At 57.6% G+C, this 17029-nt stretch carries 20 protein-coding genes and 1 tRNA gene; 7 read left to right on the top strand and 14 right to left on the bottom strand.

All coding sequences use genetic code 11. The annotated features are described in order from the left end of the window. Positions 1-20 precede the first annotated feature (20 nt). The 3 genes from hisF (at position 21) to ACR0L9_RS03555 (ending at position 1714) form a co-directional block, all read left to right on the top strand. The gene (gene hisF, locus ACR0L9_RS03565; RefSeq protein ID WP_170818761.1) at positions 21-782 is read left to right on the top strand and encodes an imidazole glycerol phosphate synthase subunit HisF; all 762 of its coding nucleotides are present in this window, start codon (positions 21-23) and stop codon (positions 780-782) included. Next, positions 779-1096: a phosphoribosyl-ATP diphosphatase gene (locus tag ACR0L9_RS03560; RefSeq protein ID WP_170392083.1), complete on the top strand. Its 318-nt coding sequence runs from the start codon at positions 779-781 to the stop codon at positions 1094-1096. Before hisF ends, ACR0L9_RS03560 begins: the two co-directional genes overlap by 4 nt. 69 nt (positions 1097-1165) lie before the next feature. Continuing rightward, on the top strand, positions 1166-1714 hold the full coding sequence (locus ACR0L9_RS03555) for a hypothetical protein (RefSeq protein ID WP_170401442.1): 549 nt from the start codon (positions 1166-1168) through the stop codon (positions 1712-1714). A 53-nt stretch (positions 1715-1767) separates the two neighbouring features. On the opposite strand, the gene ACR0L9_RS03550 is transcribed toward ACR0L9_RS03555, so the two are convergent. The 5 genes from ACR0L9_RS03550 to rlmB form a co-directional block, all read right to left on the bottom strand. Beyond that, positions 1768-2184, bottom strand: coding sequence for a VOC family protein (locus ACR0L9_RS03550; protein WP_480894803.1), 417 nt, complete (start codon positions 2182-2184; stop codon positions 1768-1770). Positions 2185-2304: 120 nt separating this feature from the next. Continuing rightward, complete coding sequence (locus tag ACR0L9_RS03545; protein WP_170563822.1) at positions 2305-2775, bottom strand: CoA-binding protein; 471 nt, start codon at positions 2773-2775, stop codon at positions 2305-2307. 291 nt (positions 2776-3066) lie between these two features. Then, positions 3067-3438, bottom strand: coding sequence for a YHS domain-containing (seleno)protein (locus ACR0L9_RS03540; RefSeq protein ID WP_170735482.1), 372 nt, complete (start codon positions 3436-3438; stop codon positions 3067-3069). 175 nt (positions 3439-3613) lie between these two features. Then, complete coding sequence (locus ACR0L9_RS03535; protein ID WP_255612144.1) at positions 3614-3889, bottom strand: hypothetical protein; 276 nt, start codon at positions 3887-3889, stop codon at positions 3614-3616. 12 nt (positions 3890-3901) lie between these two features. Next, positions 3902-4675, bottom strand: a complete 774-nt coding sequence (gene rlmB / locus ACR0L9_RS03530) for a 23S rRNA (guanosine(2251)-2'-O)-methyltransferase RlmB (protein WP_170392093.1) — start codon at positions 4673-4675, stop codon at positions 3902-3904. Between the two features lie 116 nt (positions 4676-4791). Here rlmB and ACR0L9_RS03525 point away from each other — a divergent pair. Then, positions 4792-4875: transfer RNA gene (locus ACR0L9_RS03525), tRNA-Tyr, on the top strand. A gap of 86 nt (positions 4876-4961) precedes the next feature. On the opposite strand, the gene ACR0L9_RS03520 is transcribed toward ACR0L9_RS03525, so the two are convergent. The 6 genes from ACR0L9_RS03520 to ACR0L9_RS03495 all read right to left on the bottom strand — a co-directional run bounded on the left by ACR0L9_RS03520 (position 4962) and on the right by ACR0L9_RS03495 (position 12043). Next, a complete protein-coding gene (locus ACR0L9_RS03520) occupies positions 4962-6434 on the bottom strand; it encodes an ArnT family glycosyltransferase (protein WP_480894800.1) in 1473 nt (490 codons plus the stop codon). A 158-nt stretch (positions 6435-6592) separates the two neighbouring features. Then, entirely contained in the window at positions 6593-7129 is a 537-nt protein-coding gene (locus tag ACR0L9_RS03515; protein ID WP_170625269.1) for a DUF2478 domain-containing protein, read from the bottom strand. 72 nt (positions 7130-7201) lie between these two features. Continuing rightward, positions 7202-7867, bottom strand: a complete 666-nt coding sequence (locus tag ACR0L9_RS03510; protein WP_480894797.1) for an NnrU family protein — start codon at positions 7865-7867, stop codon at positions 7202-7204. Positions 7868-7972: 105 nt separating this feature from the next. Continuing rightward, complete coding sequence (locus ACR0L9_RS03505) at positions 7973-10036, bottom strand: ABC transporter permease (protein WP_480894795.1); 2064 nt, start codon at positions 10034-10036, stop codon at positions 7973-7975. After that, positions 10033-11082, bottom strand: coding sequence for a betaine/proline/choline family ABC transporter ATP-binding protein (locus ACR0L9_RS03500; protein WP_170392104.1), 1050 nt, complete (start codon positions 11080-11082; stop codon positions 10033-10035). The genes ACR0L9_RS03505 and ACR0L9_RS03500 overlap by 4 nt, the downstream gene beginning before the upstream one ends. Positions 11083-11092: 10 nt before the next feature. Beyond that, positions 11093-12043 carry an ABC transporter substrate-binding protein gene (locus tag ACR0L9_RS03495; protein ID WP_170392106.1) on the bottom strand — a complete coding sequence of 317 codons (951 nt, stop codon included), beginning with the start codon at positions 12041-12043 and terminating at the stop codon, positions 11093-11095. 334 nt (positions 12044-12377) lie between these two features. On the opposite strand from ACR0L9_RS03495, the gene ACR0L9_RS03490 reads away from it, so the two are divergent. Both ACR0L9_RS03490 and ACR0L9_RS03485 read left to right on the top strand, forming a co-directional pair. Then, the gene (locus ACR0L9_RS03490; protein ID WP_170635993.1) at positions 12378-13040 is read left to right on the top strand and encodes a DNA-3-methyladenine glycosylase I; all 663 of its coding nucleotides are present in this window, start codon (positions 12378-12380) and stop codon (positions 13038-13040) included. Positions 13041-13082: 42 nt separating this feature from the next. Next, the gene (locus tag ACR0L9_RS03485) at positions 13083-13769 is read left to right on the top strand and encodes a hypothetical protein (protein ID WP_170635994.1); all 687 of its coding nucleotides are present in this window, start codon (positions 13083-13085) and stop codon (positions 13767-13769) included. Positions 13770-13774: 5 nt separating this feature from the next. Here the strand turns inward: ACR0L9_RS03485 and ACR0L9_RS03480 are convergent, their stop codons facing one another. Then, on the bottom strand, positions 13775-14182 hold the full coding sequence (locus tag ACR0L9_RS03480) for a c-type cytochrome (protein ID WP_480894792.1): 408 nt from the start codon (positions 14180-14182) through the stop codon (positions 13775-13777). Between the two features lie 97 nt (positions 14183-14279). Here ACR0L9_RS03480 and ACR0L9_RS03475 point away from each other — a divergent pair, with 97 nt between their 5' ends. Further along, a complete protein-coding gene (locus ACR0L9_RS03475; RefSeq protein WP_170661955.1) occupies positions 14280-14717 on the top strand; it encodes a DMT family transporter in 438 nt (145 codons plus the stop codon). Here ACR0L9_RS03475 and ACR0L9_RS03470 read toward each other — a convergent pair. Both ACR0L9_RS03470 and ACR0L9_RS03465 read right to left on the bottom strand, forming a co-directional pair. Further along, positions 14701-15387: an ABC transporter ATP-binding protein gene (locus ACR0L9_RS03470; protein WP_480586696.1), complete on the bottom strand. Its 687-nt coding sequence runs from the start codon at positions 15385-15387 to the stop codon at positions 14701-14703. The two genes, ACR0L9_RS03475 and ACR0L9_RS03470, sit on opposite strands and share 17 nt — an antisense overlap. Further along, entirely contained in the window at positions 15380-16666 is a 1287-nt protein-coding gene (locus ACR0L9_RS03465) for a lipoprotein-releasing ABC transporter permease subunit (protein ID WP_170512314.1), read from the bottom strand. The genes ACR0L9_RS03470 and ACR0L9_RS03465 overlap by 8 nt, the downstream gene beginning before the upstream one ends. Positions 16667-17029: the final 363 nt, after the last annotated feature.

Raw genomic sequence — 17029 nt, 5'->3', positions numbered from 1 at the left:
CCCCGAGCAAAGGAAAGCCCATGCTGAAAACCCGCATCATTCCCTGTTTGGATGTCGCCGATGGCCGTGTGGTCAAAGGTGTGAATTTCGTTGGCCTGCGCGATGCTGGTGACCCCGTGGAATCGGCCAAGGCATACGACGCCGCCGGAGCGGATGAGATCTGCTTTCTGGACATCCATGCGACGCATGAGAACCGCGGCACGATGTTCGATGTGGTCCAACGCACGGCAGAGCAGTGCTTTGTGCCTCTGACTGTAGGTGGTGGCGTGCGCACCAAAGATGACGTGCGGGCGCTGTTGCTGGCGGGGGCTGATAAGGTCAGCTTTAACTCGGCCGCCGTCGCGAATCCGGACGTCATCGCCGAAGCAGCGGACCAGTTCGGCAGCCAGTGCATTGTCTGTGCCATTGACGCCAAGACAGTCAGCCCCGGCAAGTGGGAGATTTTCACCCATGGCGGACGCAAACCAACAGGCATCGACGCCGTTGAATTTGCCAAAAACGTCGTCGCCAAGGGCGCGGGGGAAATCCTGCTGACCTCGATGGATCGCGATGGCACCAAGGCCGGGTTCAACCTGCCCCTGACCCGAGCGATCAGTGACGCGGTGGAAGTGCCGGTGATCGCCAGCGGGGGCGTGGGCAATCTGGACCATCTTGTCGAAGGTGTGACCAAAGGTGGGGCCAGCGCGGTGCTTGCCGCCTCGATCTTCCATTTCGGCGAATACAGCATCCACGAGGCCAAAGAGCATATGGCCGCCGCTGGCATTCCGATGAGGCTGACATGAGTATTTTGCACGATCTGGCGGCTACGATTGAGGCCCGTAAAGGGGCAGATCCAGACAGCAGCTGGACCGCCAAGCTGTTGGCCAAAGGTCCCGAGAAATGTGCCGAGAAATTCGGCGAAGAAGCCATTGAAGCAATCATCGAAGCCGCCAAAGGGGACAGGGGAAAACTGACCTCCGAGGCGGCTGATGTGCTTTATCACCTGCTAGTGATGCTGGCCGCGCGCGATGTTGCGCTGGATGATGTGCTGGGCGAACTGGCCCGTCGACAGGGCACCAGCGGCATCACGGAAAAGGCATCCCGACCAAAAGACTAAGCGGGTTTCGTGCGATGACCCGGCCCGCTATACTGCGGCTTCGGGTGCATTGAGGCAAAGGACGCGCAGATGATCAGAGCTTTGGTGTTCGCGGCAGCGCTTGCCACCCTCGCCGCCTGTGCCACCCCTCCCCCGTCTTCCGGAGATGAGGTCCAGCGGCTGGCGGCTGAAATCCAAAGCCTCGGCCCCGATATCGACCCGGAAGAGGCCACCCGCGCCGCCCGCATCGCCTATGCCTATACTGCGCAACTGGCGCAGGAATACGAGATCACCGACCCTCCGCTTATCCACAACGCCAAGGTCAACAAGGGTCTGCGTCCGCGTGGTCTGTGCTGGCACTGGGCTGAAGATATTGAGCGGCGACTGGATCAGGAGCAGTTCCGCACTCTGGAAATGCACCGCGCCATCGCCAACGCGGATAACCCGTTCCGCATCGACCACAGCACTGCCATTATCAGCCGCAAGGGAGAGAGCATGTACGAAGGCGTTGTCTTGGATCCCTGGCGCTATGGCGGAGTGCTATTCTGGTCGCCCCTGGTTGAGGACACCCGTTACGAGTGGGTTCCACGCGAAGTGGTTCTGGAAAAGCGGCGACAGGAACAAGCATCCAGCCCGTGAGACTGAGCTTCTGCGGGCAGTGATCGAAGCGCCACAGCGACCCGACGAAAGCGTTACCCGTCGCGCCCAGGCTCGTTTGGATTGCTGGAAAACAGCGCGATTTTGTTGCCCTGAGGATCGCGCAGATAGCCGACATAGAAATTCGGACCATACGAGGCGCGAAAGCCCGGCTGGCCTTCGTCAGACCCGCCTGCGCCAAGCGCAGCGGCGTGAAGGTCGCGAACCTGCTGTTGGGTGCGCGCCTCAAACGCCACCATGGACCCGTTGCCAGCCGAAGCCGCGCCTCCATCAAAGGGTGATTTTACATAGAACTCGGGCTGAACCGGGGATTGCCCCGGCGGCACTGGCAGCGCATAGCTCAAGTCTCCGTGATACCGCTCCAACGCATAACCAAGGGCGGGCAGGAACGCCGAATAAAACCGCTCAGCGCGCGTGATATCGTCAACACCAACGGTCACATAAGCAATCATTCCGCATGGTCCTGTCTTATTGGTTTGCTGAATGGGTATAGGTCAATTGGACCTCGCCCTCAACAAATGCACCATTTCTGTTCAATTCAGGCCGGGGCGTAGACACAAACGTCAGGGCTGTCACAGCTTGGACGAAATCACTCCAGTCGCAAACCCACCCATACGCAGTTCGCCAAACAGGCGCTGATATTCGATCTTGGGGCAGCGGTTCATGACTACGTCGATATCGCGGGCCTGCGCTTTGGCAGCGGCCTCGGCATGTTCAACTCCGATCTGCATCCAGATGGTGCGCAAGTCGGGAAACGCATCCAGCGCCTCGTCGACAATGGGTGGCACGGCCTCGGAGCGGCGAAAGATGTCAACCATATCGACGGGCTCGGGAATGTCGGACAGCGAAGCCTGCACCGTCTGGCCAAACAGCATCTTGCCTGCATGGCCCGGATTGACCGGTATCACCCGATATCCCTTGAGCGACAGATAACGCGCGACGTAGTAGCTGGGCCGCACCGGGTTCATAGAAACCCCAACCACCGCAACCACTTTGGTGCGCCTAAGGATTTGGGTCAGAGCATCGTCAGAGTAGTCTTTCATGAGCATACCATAAGCAAGCGCATGCAAAGAAAAAAGCGCCCAGGAAACTCCTGAGCGCCAGTTGTTGGAACGAGGGACAGTGAAATGACCCGCGGCAGTTCCATTCCGCGGTCACTGTGACATTTAAGCATGAGTTTTCTAAAAAAAAGAGGTTGCGCGCATTTTTGTGATGACACATCACAAAAGGCGGAATGCCGCCGAATGGGACCGTGCGCATTTCCTTCGGCGATCATGGTCAGAACGGCTCGTTACATAAGCCGCGCGCCGATCTTAAGCCAAGAGCAATAGGTTTTATTGGTAAAGAACCGCAGGCCAATGCCCCTCGGCCTCGCGGATGTAATTGGTGACATCGCGTTCCCAGATACGTTCGATCGCTTCCGAGTGGGTCAGATATAACCGCCCATCCACAATCTGCCATGCCTTGGGATCGGTACTGCTTAGCAGACCTTTCGCCATCGCATAGGCGCAGTAACCACCAAACTGCGGGGCATAGGCGCGCGGATTGCGTTCAAATCGATCGCGATTTTCCTCTGACGCAAACCGCCAAATCGCACCCTTCCACATCAGCGCTATGTCGGGCTGACCCAACTCTGGTGCTCCAGCCTTGAAATAAGAAACCGCATCGTAGCCTGAGACCGCCATCCCATCGTCCACGTAAAACATCGGCATTTCCTGCGCACCGACGACAGAGGCAAACGGGGTACAAGAGAGACTGATCAAGAAGGAACGTCGAGACAACATAGGTGATTCACTGGATTGCGATTAGAGGGCTTCAAGATGCATATTTCAAACCGTATCTGAAACCCCCATGACGCCGATGTGAACGGGCGTGCGGTTGTTAATCGAAAACGTCTTCGATCACGTCCCAGGCTTCGTCCAACACCTTTGAGAACAGACCCCGCTTTTTCTTCTTTTTGTATTTTTTGTGCTTCTGTGCCGGCTGGTAACTTTTGATCGGCCGATCTGCCAGTTTGGCTTTTGGCACCATCTTGAGATTATGCAGGGGTGCGCCGCAGCTTGCGCAACTCAGCTCGTGCTGTTGCTTTCCCCGAAGAACCAATGCGGCACGGGTACCGCAATAGCAGCAGGTGGCAATTTTATGTGGCGTGGATATGGGGGCCTCCTGTCATCTGGGTTTGGATGCATATAGTGCGATAGCCGCGGCATTTGAGACGTTCAGAGAACCAAATCCCCCCGCCGCGTCAATTTTTACCAATTGATCGACGGTTTCTTTGGTTTTCTGCCGCAACCCGGGCCCCTCGGCCCCCAGCACCAGCGCCACCGGGCGATCACGCTTGTCGCCCAGCGTGGCTTCTATCGTCTGCTCGGCCTCACCATCCAGACCCAGGACTAAATACCCCATGTTCTGCAGCTCGATGATCGTATCGGCCAAATTGCGCACGCGTAGATAGGGTTGTCGTTCCAACGCGCCGCTGGCAGTTTTTGCCAAAGCGCCGGTCTCGGGCGCTGAATGGTGGCGGGTGCCAATGACGGCGCTGGCGCCCAGCACTTCTGCCGAGCGTAGAATCGCCCCGACGTTATGTGGGTCTGTCACCCGGTCCAGCAGAAGCACACGTGGGTTTTCCTGCCCGATACAATTTTCGGCAAGCCCACCCCATTCCAGCGGCTTGACCTCAAGTGCCGCGCCCTGATGAACCGATCCCGGATCAATCGGTGCGGTGAATTTACGCGGATCAACCATCTCGGGTACAATCTCCGCAAATTCAATAGCTTCCAGCAGTTTGTCGCGGGCATTGCGCGTCACAATCAGGCGCAGCTTCTGCCGTTTCGGGTTCATCAGCGCGTCGCGTACGGCGTGTAAACCGAACAGCCAGACGGTTTCTGCCGCAGCCGCTTTGCGCGCCTGTTCCTTCTCAACGACCCACTTTGGTTTCTTCATAATACGGGCCTCCGGGCCGGGAATTCGGTTTCCTGCGTCAAAGCGGTATTTTCCTGTTGACGCCCTTTAGACGCGCTAGTAATCACGCCTCCACGTCAGGTGCAACGCCTGACAGTGGGCGACAGGCCGCAAGGTGTGGCAGGGGACTGTAACTCCCTCGCGGAGACGCACGCCTGGTTCGATTCCAGGGTCGCCCACCACTTACTCACCGAAAAAATTGAGCCATTCGTTCAGGCCGATATCTGGGTGATAGCAACGTTCGATGTCAACTTCCATGGTCCCCGCGCTATTGCGACACAGGTCCAAATGACAGCGTCATCTCTTCGTTGTTGTCAAAGCGGTATGGCGCAACCAAGGTTTTCACCTGTGCTGGGTCGACGTCCTTCGGGGCATTTCGAGCCGATTCCCAAACCCGAAGAGCAGCATTTGGCGCGCGCGGGTCCCGATCGCTGTAAACAGGATGATCGGGCGCAAAATAGGCCATGTTTCCGGAAATCCAATTGTCAGCAACAATTGCATTTTCGGGCGCTGTTTGCGCGATTATCTCAGAGGTCAAAGTAGCGAAAGGGGCCGCGCGTTTGGCATCCCCTGCCAGATTGTGATGCAGCATCGCCAGTCCAATAAACACCGCCAGAACGGCGCTGACCTGGGCAAATCGCCTTACGCCTTTACGACCTGCACTCGGTAACAACCACAAACACAGCACGGGGCCGGCATAAATCAATATCGGTTGCAGCCAGCGATCCTTTACGTTGGTGCTTCCGCTCACAAGCACTACAGCCGCCATAAGTAACAACGCCCAGACCAGAGTACGCGTCATCAATCGCCTCAGATCATCACCTTTGGCGGCCACCCCTTGCCTGAGATAGATCGACCAAAGGACGCCCAGTACGATCAGCAAGAGCGATACAAACCCAGCCGACGCCAAGGCCAGTTCAACCAAGCCTTGCAGCGCGATCAATGTGGTTGGGCCATCGCTGCTCATGTCCAACTTGCGCGCGCTTGCAAATGCGTGTTCGGGATTGTTCAGAACCCATAGCACCGGTGGTGTGACAAGCAATGCGGCGACACCCAACGAAAGCAGCAGTCGAGGCGACCAGAGAGGCTTGCGCGTCTCAGATGCACTGAAAGCCGCCAGCAACATGGCCAGCAGCGCGATCGCATAGTTGTATTTTGACAAACTTCCCATTGCCACGACTACGCCCAGCAAGACGAATCCCCAAGTCGTCGGTTTGCGAATTAGCCCCCAAATCACCGCGAAGGTCAGAACCGAGCAGAGATTGGCCAGAACGGTATGCGTCAGCGCGCGTTGCGCCTCCCAACTAAACTGATAGAGCATCAGAAGTGACAGGACCGACAGCCCTGCCCACAGTGGCGCATGACGGGTTCGTATGGTCAGGTACAGCGTGACAACCGTCGCCAGCAGCATCCCGTTCTTCAGCAGTGACAGCCCTAATATGCCGGGACCGGTGATCTGAAAGATGCCCCATTGCAGCCAGGCATAAAGTGGCAGTTGCGGGCCGTAGCCCCATTCCAGGCGGCGCGCATCAAGAAGTATCTCAGCCTCATCCAGACCAAGCGCGCCGCCGGTTGCAACTCGCAATACGACATGAAGCAGAAAGTAAGCCGTGACTATGCTTAACCAGAAGCGATCTGTCGACATCAACCCATCGAGACGGGATTGCTTCGCTGCCGGGTCATCGACCCCGCAAGCGGCTTCCAGAGATCGCTCATCTGAGACGCACTGATCTTCGATCATGGATAAGCCCATTTCGTCGGCACTCGCCCAGGATACCTGGCCGCCGGATTGCAACTTTGACCGAAGCTAGACCCGATGTGTGGGCTCAAGTCCACCATTTTTGCGGCAGTTGGGCGCGTGAAACAATGCGCGCAGCTCAGCAGATAGATGCCTGGGCTTCAGCCGCCAGATGCCGCGGCGGGTTGAACGTCAGTTTGGGATATTTTGTCAAACCACTCAGTCAGGCTGCTGACATCGGGGCCAAGCGCCTCGGCTATGCCGCCGGCGAATTCCTGAAACTTTTCAATGTTCAATTTATTGACGCCTACCAAGACGGGAATCTCACGCTCTAGTGCGTCGGCGATAATTGGGCGAAAACCCCGCCCGTCCGCCTCGTGCTTTCCGAACTTGTTGATGATCAGCAATTGAGGGCCATCCTCAAGCGACCGCGTCACGAGGCCGACGGCCCGTTCCAATTCAGCCGGATCCAGACGGCAACCCCGAGCGTTCTTGCCAAGAGATTGTGAGATGCGAATGGTTTCCCCGGTCGGCAAGACTTTCAGATCCATATCGCATTTATATCCGTCGGCACATTCGGTGTTGGTCTGCACAACCCCGGCAATCGGTGTTCCGACCAGCACAAGACCATCCGCAAATTCGCTAAGCAGGCGGTCAGTCGCACCGCGATCGGTTGTCGTTACATAGGCCAGATGCATTTTTTGGACCTCAGATTTCAGTCGATGACGTTTCAGATAGCACGCGCCGGCTTGTCCGACCACCTTCATCCATCAAGGCAGTGGAGAAAGCCCGATCACCGATGCATGCAGGTGGAGGAGAACCGCGTAAGAAGCCAAAGCAGTCAACCAGACCCAAAGGCTGGGCCAAGGGCGGGGCGCGCTGAGTGACAGGCGCGCGGTATTGCGGGAAAGGCGTACCCATTCCGTCCCCAAATTGCACGCGGTGCGGTGATCAATGAGCGCCATGCCCATCACCGCAAAGCCAGCAAACAAGCCGAACAAGATGACATGAGACAGGCTTCCATTGGCCAACAGATGTGCCAAAGCCCATAGCATCAACGCCACAAGTATCGGATGACGCGTCGTGCGCAGGATTCCAGGGTTTTCGGGATCGAACGGACGGTGCCCCAGCCCTCCGAATGAGAACGGGTTCCGGATCGACAGGCCCGCAATGGCCAACCAGCAGACTATAGGCATGACCAGCAAAGGCACCCAGCGAAAGATTGGAAGCGGCGGGATCACTTCGACATAGGGTGCATTTGCGGCGGCGATGATCAACCAGGCCAAAACTGCTAGCGAAATCATTGAATAGCTGGCGAAATATGCGCGCTTTCCCATCGTACCGATCAGCCAGCCGCGCACTGCTGGGCGTGCTGGAATCATGTGGCTAAGAAGGAATGTGGCAAGTGCTGCGAGGAAGAGGCCCCAACCAGTCATCGTAATCTCCGAACGTGTTGCGCCCGGTTTAGGCCGTGACAGCGCGCTGGTCTTTGTCCGAAATCAAGTGAGGGCAAAGGGGCGGTTACCCGCCCCTGCCCTGTCTTACAGGCCCAGCGCCTTGCGGCGTTCCTCGGCAAAACCCTGCACCATACGATCAGCGATCAGTGCTAAAATCGCCATGGCGGCACCGGCCGAGATGCCAAGCCCCACATCCGCCTGCCCCAGCGCCAGATAAATCGACTGGCCCAGACCGGTTGTCCCGATCAGTGCCGCTATCACCAGCATGGCAAAGGCATAGAGGATGGTCTGGTTCAGCCCCAACAAGATGGTCGGCGCGGCATAGGGTGCGCGGACGTCGCGCATGATCTGCCACTCGGTCGCGCCGCTGGAGATTGCGGCTTCCATCATTTCCTCGGGTGTGTTGACCAGCCCGTGTCGCGTGTAGCGGATCATCGGGACGATGGCGTAGGCGCAGATCGCCAGGAAGGCCGAGAACTCACCGATCTGAAACACCATCAGAACCGGGATCAGGAACACAAACAGTGGGATAGTCTGCAGCATATCACAGATCGGGCGAACCACTTTCCAGACCGGCCCCCAAACTGCGCTGGCAAGACCGATCATCCCTCCGACCACTGCGCAGGAAAACACTGCGGCACCGCTGAGGTAGAGCGACAGGAGTGCCCGCTCCCACAGGCCTGAAACGAGGATGGTACACAGCAGCCCAACCGACAGCGCCGCAAGACGCCAGCCACCCGCGACCCAACCCAGCGCAGCCGCGCCCGTCAGGACAAACGGCCAAGGCAGGTTTGATATGCCGGTTTCCAGCATTCCGATCAGGATAAGAACGATCAGTCCACCGGTCAGATGCCCGCGCCATGTCATCAGCAGAGCGATAGCCGCACCAGCGGCGAACAGACCCCAGCTCATGCTCGGGGTCCACTGGAACCCCCAGGTGAACGGTAGTACAGCCTGGTCCAGACCGATCCGCAAGGGCAACAACACATAGAACAGAGAGTTGTTCTTGAGTGCGTCCAGCCAAGGCCCGTTAGCCTGCGTAAATGCGGTCAGGCCGGTGTCAATCGCCTCGGCCATCGGGTCCAGAACTGTAAGGTCAGACGGGTTCGGCAACCGGGACCAGAAGGCAGCGGTAAATAGCACTGCAAAGCCCAGCATCGCCCAGACAACGCGGCTGTCATATCGCTTGCGCTCGGTCGCCAAAGTGCCGCTCATCCTGTCGATGATCACTGCGAAGACAACGATGACCAGACCGGCCATGAGGGATTCACCGAACTGCGCCTTGCGCATGGTCAAAAGGACTTCCCAGCCGATGTCGTTGAAGCCGCCGATGACCGCAGCGATGATCACCATCGACAGGGCGGCCATCAGGCATTGGTTCACACCAACCATGATCTGAGTCGTGGCAGCAGGAATTTCGACCTGAAAGAGCTGCTGCCAGCGCGTCCCGCCGGACATGATCGCAGCTTCTTTGATTTCGGGCTCTACCCGTTCCAGCCCCAGCATAACGTTGCGAGCCATAGGTGGCGCGGCGTAGATGGCCGAAGCGATCAGGCCGACCACCGGACCGAAGCCAAACAGAAGCAGCAGCGGCGTCAGATAGGCAAAGGTCGGCACCGTTTGCATGATGTCCAGTACTGCCTGAACAAAGGCCTTCACACGTGGCACTTCATTGGCAAGAATACCGATAGCCCCGCCCATAATCAGCGCCACGGGGACAGACACGGCGACAAGGGCCAGCGTATTCATGCTCTCGGCCCAATAGCCTGAAGCCAGAACGAAGCTGAGGCCAAAGAACCCCAGCGCAGCCATCGGCAAACCGCCCAGATACCAACCCAGCGCAGTGACGACCCCAATCAAGATCGGCCAGGGCGTGCTGCCGAGCACGTAGTTTGCAGCATTCATCGGATACGTCATCAGGTCCGAAAACAACCGCATCGCCGGTTTAATGCCATTCAGAAACCAGTCGAGAAACGCCCCAACCCATTGCGTTGCAGGCAGTTCCCATTCTTTGGGCCATGTGATCAGCCATGGGGCAACGCCTTCCAGCGCAAGGCAAACCGCACCAACGACAAGGGTAATCAGCGCGGCCTGCGCCCCAGCCGTCAGGCGGGCCTGCCGCGCGGGGATATCCGTCACAGCGGTCATGCTTCATCCACCTGCAAAGCTGCGGCGAGATCGGACGGATGAACCGTACCGACAATATTGCCGTCTGCATCACGGACAGGAACGGGTTCATACAGCTCCATGCAATGCGCGAGCGCCGCGTCGAGCGTCATGGATGTGGTCAGGCCCGGATCATCCGGCCCACGCTCAGCATCATCACGCATGACCGAAGCAACCTTAGCATGCTGGCCTTTGGCGACGTCCTTAGAAAATTCGCGCACGTAGTCGTCTACCGGACGCAGCACGATATCCGTCGGCGTGCCGATCTGAACGATTTTGCCATCGCGCATAATTGCGATGCGGTCGGCCAGTTTCAGCGCCTCTTGAATGTCGTGAGTGATAAAGACGATGGATTTCTTCAACGTCGCCTGGATGCGTAGGAATTCATCCTGCAGCTGGCGGCGGATCAAAGGATCAAGGGCCGAGAACGGCTCGTCCAGAAACCAGATATCGGGATTCACCGCAAGGCTGCGCGCGATCCCTACGCGTTGGCGTTGACCACCCGAAAGCTGCCGGGGAAAGCTATCTTCGCGGCCTTCCAAGCCGACCAGCGAGATTACTTCCTGCGCACGCGCCAAACGTTCCTTTTTACCGACGCCTTGCACACGCAGCGGATAAGCCACGTTTTCGGCCACGGTCATATGAGGGAACAGGCCAAAATGCTGGAAAACCATGCCCAGCTTCTTGCGCCTTAGTTCAGTCAGGGTCTTCTTCGATGCACCGATGACATTCTCGCCATCCACACGGATCTCGCCGCCCGTACCGGGCAGAAGTTGCGAAATGCAACGAATCAGCGTCGATTTGCCCGAGCCGGACAGGCCCATGATGACAAAAAGCTCGCCTTCTTTGACCTCGAAATTGGCATCCTGAACAGCGGGGATAAACCCCTGTTCGCGCAAATCGGCGGCGGCTTTGTCAGCGTCACTCCCTGACCGAGACAGCGCGTCGGTCAGAGCTTTGTCGGCACCTTGGCCAAACACCTGCCAGAGATTCTGGCAGGCGATGGCTGGCGTATTCGCTTCAGTCACTTAAGCGGACTCACTGCGTTGCCGCGTCAACGACGGGGCGCCATTTGTCTTCATTCTCGGCCATCCATGCCGCGACGACTTCTTCGACCGCGCCACCATCTACGTCGATCGCCCCCATCATTGGCTGCTGGTCTTCGACCGAAAGCTGATAGTTAGTAAGGATTTCATAGGCAGCGGGCCACTTGTCTGCCATGCCGCTCCAACCGGCCTTGAAGATACGTGACGGCGAGAAATCGCAATCATTCACTGCGTTGGGGTTCGGCCCCCAAGACGGATCGTTAAAGCACGCCTCTTCGCCTGCAGGCAGTTCGACAAACTGTACGTCATATGCCGACATCGCCCAATGTGGCTGCCAGAAGGTGATCAGCAACGGCGACTTGCGCTCGGTCGAGGCGCGCAATTCGGCGATCAAAGCGCCCTCGGAACCCGCGGGGACCGCTTTGAACGGCAATTCAAGACCGGTCATACGATCCGCGCCGGGCGTACCCCAATCCGCTGGGTAATCGACCAGACGGCCACCGGGCAGAGTTTCAGCCGTAGCAAAAACTTGCGCACACTCTTTCAGCGCTTCCCACGCAGGCAGGCCCGGGCACAGCTCCGCTACATGTGCCGGGTAGGCAATGCCTTCCTTGGCATCAAGCCCTAGATCGCCGATTTCAACAACGGTGCCTTCATCAATCTTCTTGGCATATTCGTCGGACACGTTGGACGACCAAATTTCCAATGTCGCGTCAATGTCCCCATCGGCCAACGCCTGGAACTGATTCATCATCCCGGCGGTCACGTATTCTACGTTATAACCGGCGGCCTTCAGCATCTCACCTGCCACATGGGTGGTCACATGTTGACCGGTCCATTCGTTGATCGCCAGCTTGATCGGTTCATCGACCGCGCCCATATCTGCGGCATGGGCCGCCCCGGCCACTGCGATAGCCAAAAAGCTTACGCTTAGCTTTTTCATAACAACAACTCCCTGTTTTTTACGTTTGCCCCATGGCGATATCGAGCCCGCCCAGGATCATTTGTGGTCACAGCACATTTCGCAACATGCACAAGTTTAGCCGAAAAAGGAAAGGGAACAGTTGTTCCGGGTCCGACGCTCTTCATCAAGCGTGAAAACACGACCCATCCCTGCTGCTCCACTCGGCAATACACACACTTAACACCGTCAGTTCGGAACCGTCAAAGATATTGATTGACTAGTCAATATAAAACACGCGCTTCATCTCAAGATCTGATTTGCCTTGTCAAATCTTCTTAATAAGGCAGCATCTGGATAAGGGAGGGTCTGGGAGATGCGTCACTTTGAAAAGATCTACCAGATATCGGCTGATCGCCACGGCGGCCCCGCCGAACTGGAAAGCAAGCTAAGCAAGCCTAAACCGATCGCCGAATTGGTGGCGATGTCAGATGATCGCTGGTTATCGCTTATTACGAAAACCGTGTTCCAGGCAGGGTTTAACTGGAAAGTGATCGAATCGAAGTGGGACGGATTCGAAACGGCATTTGACGGCTTCGACATTGGACGCTGCGCATTCATGGATGACGAGAAATTCGACGCACTGCTGCAGGACACCCGCATTGTCCGCAACGGAACTAAGATTGCCACAGTGCGCGACAATGCCGCGTTTCTGCTGGAACTCCGCGCGGAAGGTGGCGTCGGGCAAATTCTGGGCGGGTGGCCATCACAGGATTATGTCGGCTTGCTACAGATGCTCGCCAAGCGCGGATCGCGGCTTGGCGGTGCTTCGGCGCAGTATGCTATGCGATTTGCCGGTCGGGACAGCTTTATTCTGTCCCAAGATGTAACAGCTCGTCTGATCGCTGAGGGCGTTATCGACAAACCTGCAACCTCCAAAAAAGCAATGGCCGCGGTGCAGGCCGCGTTCAATACATGGATGGGACAATCCGGGCGATCGCTGACGGAAATCAGCCGGGTTCTGGCGATGAGCCTTTGAAAACGACTTGCAGCGCCAAGCTGCCGCATTAGGCTTAATGCCATGATCCGCCCCCTGTTGATTTCATTGCTGTTTCTATTTGTAGCCTGTGGTCGACCTCTAACCGATCACGAGCGCGCATTTGTCAGTAAAATCCACGGAGACACATTGAATCTGGATCGTGTGCGATTGGTAGAGGGTGCCCCCGTCGCAGCGGTTACATTTACCCGCAAAGCCCGCCCTCGGGTTGCCTGCCGTGAACGAATCTTACCACCTGTCAAAGAGGAAACCGTGACCGGCAAACCCGCGGGCGTTGCGCTGTTCAATCATGTATACTTCACGAAGGACTGGTATTTGGACGACTACATGAGCCAGTACCCCGATCAGGTGAACCTGATCGGGGCAATGTTGCTTGCGCATGAATTAACCCATGTCTGGCAGTGGCAAAATCGCAAGACAACTGGTTATCACCCGTTCCGCGCTGCGGCAGAGCATGGCCGGAAGGACGATCCTTACCTGTTCGACCTTGATACTTCGCCCGATTTTCTGGCCTATGGCTACGAACAGCAGGGCGCCATCGTCGAGGAATATGTTTGCTGCCGGGCGCTCGACCCCGACGCACCTCGAACCAAGCGTCTGCACGATATGCTAAGCGCCCAATTCGAAGTCTCGAAATTGCCCGGTAACAGGCGCGAAAGCTCCGTCCTGATACCCTGGGCGGGCGCAGAGATTAATGGTATCTGTCGCTGAGCTTGTTAGTTTACTTGCAGGGTCTTCAGGTAAGCCACTAGATCCACGATTGGCTTGCTGGTCAGGATTGGCTGCCCTTCCGGCGTTTTGATCGCGGTGTCGTTACCTTCGAAATAGGGGCCATAAACCGGCATCGGGCTGCCATGGCTGACCAACGGTTCGCGCCCGTCAATCCGCGCCACGACGCGCGCTGTCGGAAATACACCATTTGCATCGGCCAGCGTTCTCAGGTTTGTTGGCTGGATCACCAGCACCCCGGCCATTGGCCCATGCCCCGTTGCATCCAACCCATGACAGGTAGCGCAATAGTGCTGATACAGCTCGGCCCCGGTCTCCACGTCCTGAGCTGAAGAGGCCTGTGGCATCATGGTAAGTACAGTCAGCGCGCCCGCGCCAAGTATTGATCGGATCATCACTTTTCTCCCTCCTGCTTGGCAAATCGAGACTTGCCGGGAGTTCTCGCTGGCGCAATGATCCAGATCAACGAAATAGGCGCAGGGACAAAAGGCAATGACACAATACGCAGCCATCATGCTGGCCGCCGGGATCGGCGTTCCCATCCTCGCCGCTCTGAATGCAGCCTTGGGCAGGTTGATCGGCTCACCCAATGCGGCCGCCGTCGTCCTGTTCGCGATCGCCTTTGTCGCTTCAGCGCTGGCGCTGTTGGTACTCGGTGGATCCGATGCCTTTGCCAAACTCACCCAAGCCCCCAAACATCTGCTGCTGGGTGGCGTATTAATCGCCTTCTATGTGCTATCAATCACCCATGTGGCCCCACATTTTGGCGTGGGCAATGCGGTGTTTTTCGTCTTACTCGGCCAGTTGATCAGCACAGCCGCAATTGACCATTTTGGCTTGTTCGGCGCGCAGGTTACGCCGCTGACATTAATGCGGGCCGGAGGCATTACGGTGATGGCAATCGGGGTTGCAATCACTCAGCTGGCCTGAGCACGCCGCCCTCCAGCCGCAACATCCGGTCCATCCGCGCCGCCAGATCAAGGTTATGCGTCGCGATCAGCGCCGAAAGCCCTTCATCCCGGACCAGCGCCATAAGGGCCGCAAACACCTGATCCGAGGTTTCGGGGTCCAGATTGCCGGTCGGTTCATCCGCCAGCAGCACACGTGGCTGATTTGCGAGCGCCCGGCAGAAGGCCACGCGCTGTTGCTCTCCGCCCGACAAGGCTGCTGGCCGGTGATCTGCGCGCGGAGCGACGCCAACGCGATCAAGCAACTGCATCGCACGGGCTTGCGCTGCTTTCTCGGAAGCACCGTTTGCCAGTTGCGGCAACACGATGTTCTCCAGCGCCGTAAACTCAGGCAACAGATGGTGGAACTGATAGACGAAGCCAACATCGCGCCGACGGATCGCTGTGCGCATGCGATCCCCTTTGCCCGTCGCGCCCTGCCCTGCGACTTCGACTTCGCCTGTATCTGGGGTATCCAGCAGGCCTGCGATATGCAGTAGGGTCGACTTGCCCGCCCCGGATGGTGCAACCAGTGCCACAGCCTCACCCGCGCGCAGCTCCAGATCGGCACCGCGCAGAACCTGCACCTCTCCCGGGGTGCCTTGCAGATAGGTCTTGGTCAGACCGCTGAGCCTTAAAGTCACATCACTCATAGCGCAGCGCCTCAACCGGGTTCAGCCGCGCTGCGCGACGAGCCGGGAAATAGGTGACAAGGAAAGACAGGCCAAGTGACAGCCCTATCGCTTTCATGACGTCAGACAGGTGCAATTCGGCGGGCAATGCGTAGATGCCGCGAATGGACGGGTCCCAGACGCCGCCACCCATGACGTAGTTCACGAAGGAAAAAATCGGATCGATATAGATAGCGAAGAGGCAGCCCAGTACGACGCCCATCGCTGTTCCGATGATTCCCGTAAAGGCCCCGCAAATGAAGAACACCCGCAGCACTGATCCTTCGCTGAGCCCGATGGTGCGTAAGATACCGATGTCGCGCCCTTTGTTCTTCACCAGCATGATCAACCCCGAGACGATGTTCATTGCTGCAATCAGCACGAGGATCGACAGGATGATGAACATCACATTGTCTTCGACCTCCAGCGCTCGCAGGAATCCTCCTGAGGCATCCTGCCAAGTCCATATCTGGCTGCGCTCACCTGCGGCCTCAAGGATCGGAATCAGGATCGGGGTCAGCTCTTCGGGGCGCTCGACCATCACTTCGATCTCGTCCGCCACGCCTTCACGGTTGAAGAAGCTTTGCGCCTCGGCAAACGGCATGTAGACGCGCGTGCGGTCGATGTCATAGCGCCCGGCAGAAAAGACATAGACCACCTCATAAGCGTTCACGCGGGGAGATGTGCCAAATGCGGTTTTGACACCGTTGGGCGAGGTCAGCTTGACCCGATCCCCCACCGTCGCCCCGATGGCCCGCGCCACGCCCGAGCCGATGGCGATGCCGTCCGGGAACCGGGACAGGTCACCATAGGCCTCTTCGCTTTCTGCAATACCGGGCAACTCAGCCAGATCGTCGGGACGAATGCCAAAGACCTGCACGCCTGAACTGCGGTCCGCATTGGTGATCAGCACCTGTCCTTTGACAAGCGGTGCTGCCCGTTCGACCCCCGGCACCTGCGCGATCCGCTCGGCCATTCCATCGAAATCCGTGATGGTACGGTCTAGCCGCCCCTGCGCATCGATTTCTCCGGCGGAATACACCGTGACATGTGCGTTGGCCCCAAGAATTGTGCCCACGAATTCTGACCGGAATCCGGACCGAACAGCCAGCGTCGCGATCAGAGCGAACACAGCGAGCGTAATCCCGATCAGCGAGATCCAGGTCATCACGCTAACGCCCCCTTCGGCCCTACGGGCACGGAGGTATCGCCAGGCGATTTTCCATTCGAAAGGGGCAAAGGGCGGGGGAGATTTGGCCATTCCTGCCTCGGGTTCAGATTTTTCGCGACCCTTTCGACATTTCGCCGGATGGTCAAGCCAGTTATCGTGCGGACACCGGTTCGGCGTTACTGCGCCCGATAAAGGGGCGAAAAGAACAGTTTGAAACGAATCATTTGCCCCAAGCGCCAACTCATCAGCGGCAGCGCGAGAAATCACTGGCCGCAAATTATACCAATGGTTGTGAACCCCTTCACAGACAAGGGCTTATTGTTTCAGTTATGAAGTCAATGTGAGATATCAGCACCCGACTGAGTCACAATCGCAACATTCAGGTGCGAAATATTGTTTCACAAATTGATTAGTGTGAGAAACTTTGTCACCCTACTTGTGTGGGGGACACAT

It is taken from the genome of Ruegeria sp. I3, from assembly GCF_056532525.1.
This window is presented reverse-complemented; position numbering and strand designations above follow the sequence as displayed.

Coding starts and splice junctions, on each gene's coding strand:
- rlmB (WP_170392093.1), bottom strand. CDS start 4,675: ATGAAGAAACCAAAGTGGGTCGTTGAGAAGGAACAGGCGCGCAAAGCG.
- ACR0L9_RS03480 (WP_480894792.1), bottom strand. CDS start 14,182: ATGATCCGATCAATACTTGGCGCGGGCGCGCTGACTGTACTTACCATG.
- ACR0L9_RS03540 (WP_170735482.1), bottom strand. CDS start 3,438: ATGTTTTACGTGGACGATGGGATGGCGGTCTCAGGCTACGATGCGGTT.
- ACR0L9_RS03485 (WP_170635994.1), top strand. CDS start 13,083: ATGATCCGCCCCCTGTTGATTTCATTGCTGTTTCTATTTGTAGCCTGT.
- ACR0L9_RS03510 (WP_480894797.1), bottom strand. CDS start 7,867: ATGACTGGTTGGGGCCTCTTCCTCGCAGCACTTGCCACATTCCTTCTT.
- ACR0L9_RS03555 (WP_170401442.1), top strand. CDS start 1,166: ATGATCAGAGCTTTGGTGTTCGCGGCAGCGCTTGCCACCCTCGCCGCC.
- ACR0L9_RS03560 (WP_170392083.1), top strand. CDS start 779: ATGAGTATTTTGCACGATCTGGCGGCTACGATTGAGGCCCGTAAAGGG.
- ACR0L9_RS03495 (WP_170392106.1), bottom strand. CDS start 12,043: ATGAAAAAGCTAAGCGTAAGCTTTTTGGCTATCGCAGTGGCCGGGGCG.
- ACR0L9_RS03470 (WP_480586696.1), bottom strand. CDS start 15,387: ATGAGTGATGTGACTTTAAGGCTCAGCGGTCTGACCAAGACCTATCTG.
- hisF (WP_170818761.1), top strand. CDS start 21: ATGCTGAAAACCCGCATCATTCCCTGTTTGGATGTCGCCGATGGCCGT.
- ACR0L9_RS03505 (WP_480894795.1), bottom strand. CDS start 10,036: ATGACCGCTGTGACGGATATCCCCGCGCGGCAGGCCCGCCTGACGGCT.
- ACR0L9_RS03520 (WP_480894800.1), bottom strand. CDS start 6,434: ATGATCGAAGATCAGTGCGTCTCAGATGAGCGATCTCTGGAAGCCGCT.
- ACR0L9_RS03490 (WP_170635993.1), top strand. CDS start 12,378: ATGCGTCACTTTGAAAAGATCTACCAGATATCGGCTGATCGCCACGGC.
- ACR0L9_RS03465 (WP_170512314.1), bottom strand. CDS start 16,666: ATGGCCAAATCTCCCCCGCCCTTTGCCCCTTTCGAATGGAAAATCGCC.
- ACR0L9_RS03475 (WP_170661955.1), top strand. CDS start 14,280: ATGACACAATACGCAGCCATCATGCTGGCCGCCGGGATCGGCGTTCCC.
- ACR0L9_RS03515 (WP_170625269.1), bottom strand. CDS start 7,129: ATGCATCTGGCCTATGTAACGACAACCGATCGCGGTGCGACTGACCGC.
- ACR0L9_RS03545 (WP_170563822.1), bottom strand. CDS start 2,775: ATGAAAGACTACTCTGACGATGCTCTGACCCAAATCCTTAGGCGCACC.
- ACR0L9_RS03550 (WP_480894803.1), bottom strand. CDS start 2,184: ATGATTGCTTATGTGACCGTTGGTGTTGACGATATCACGCGCGCTGAG.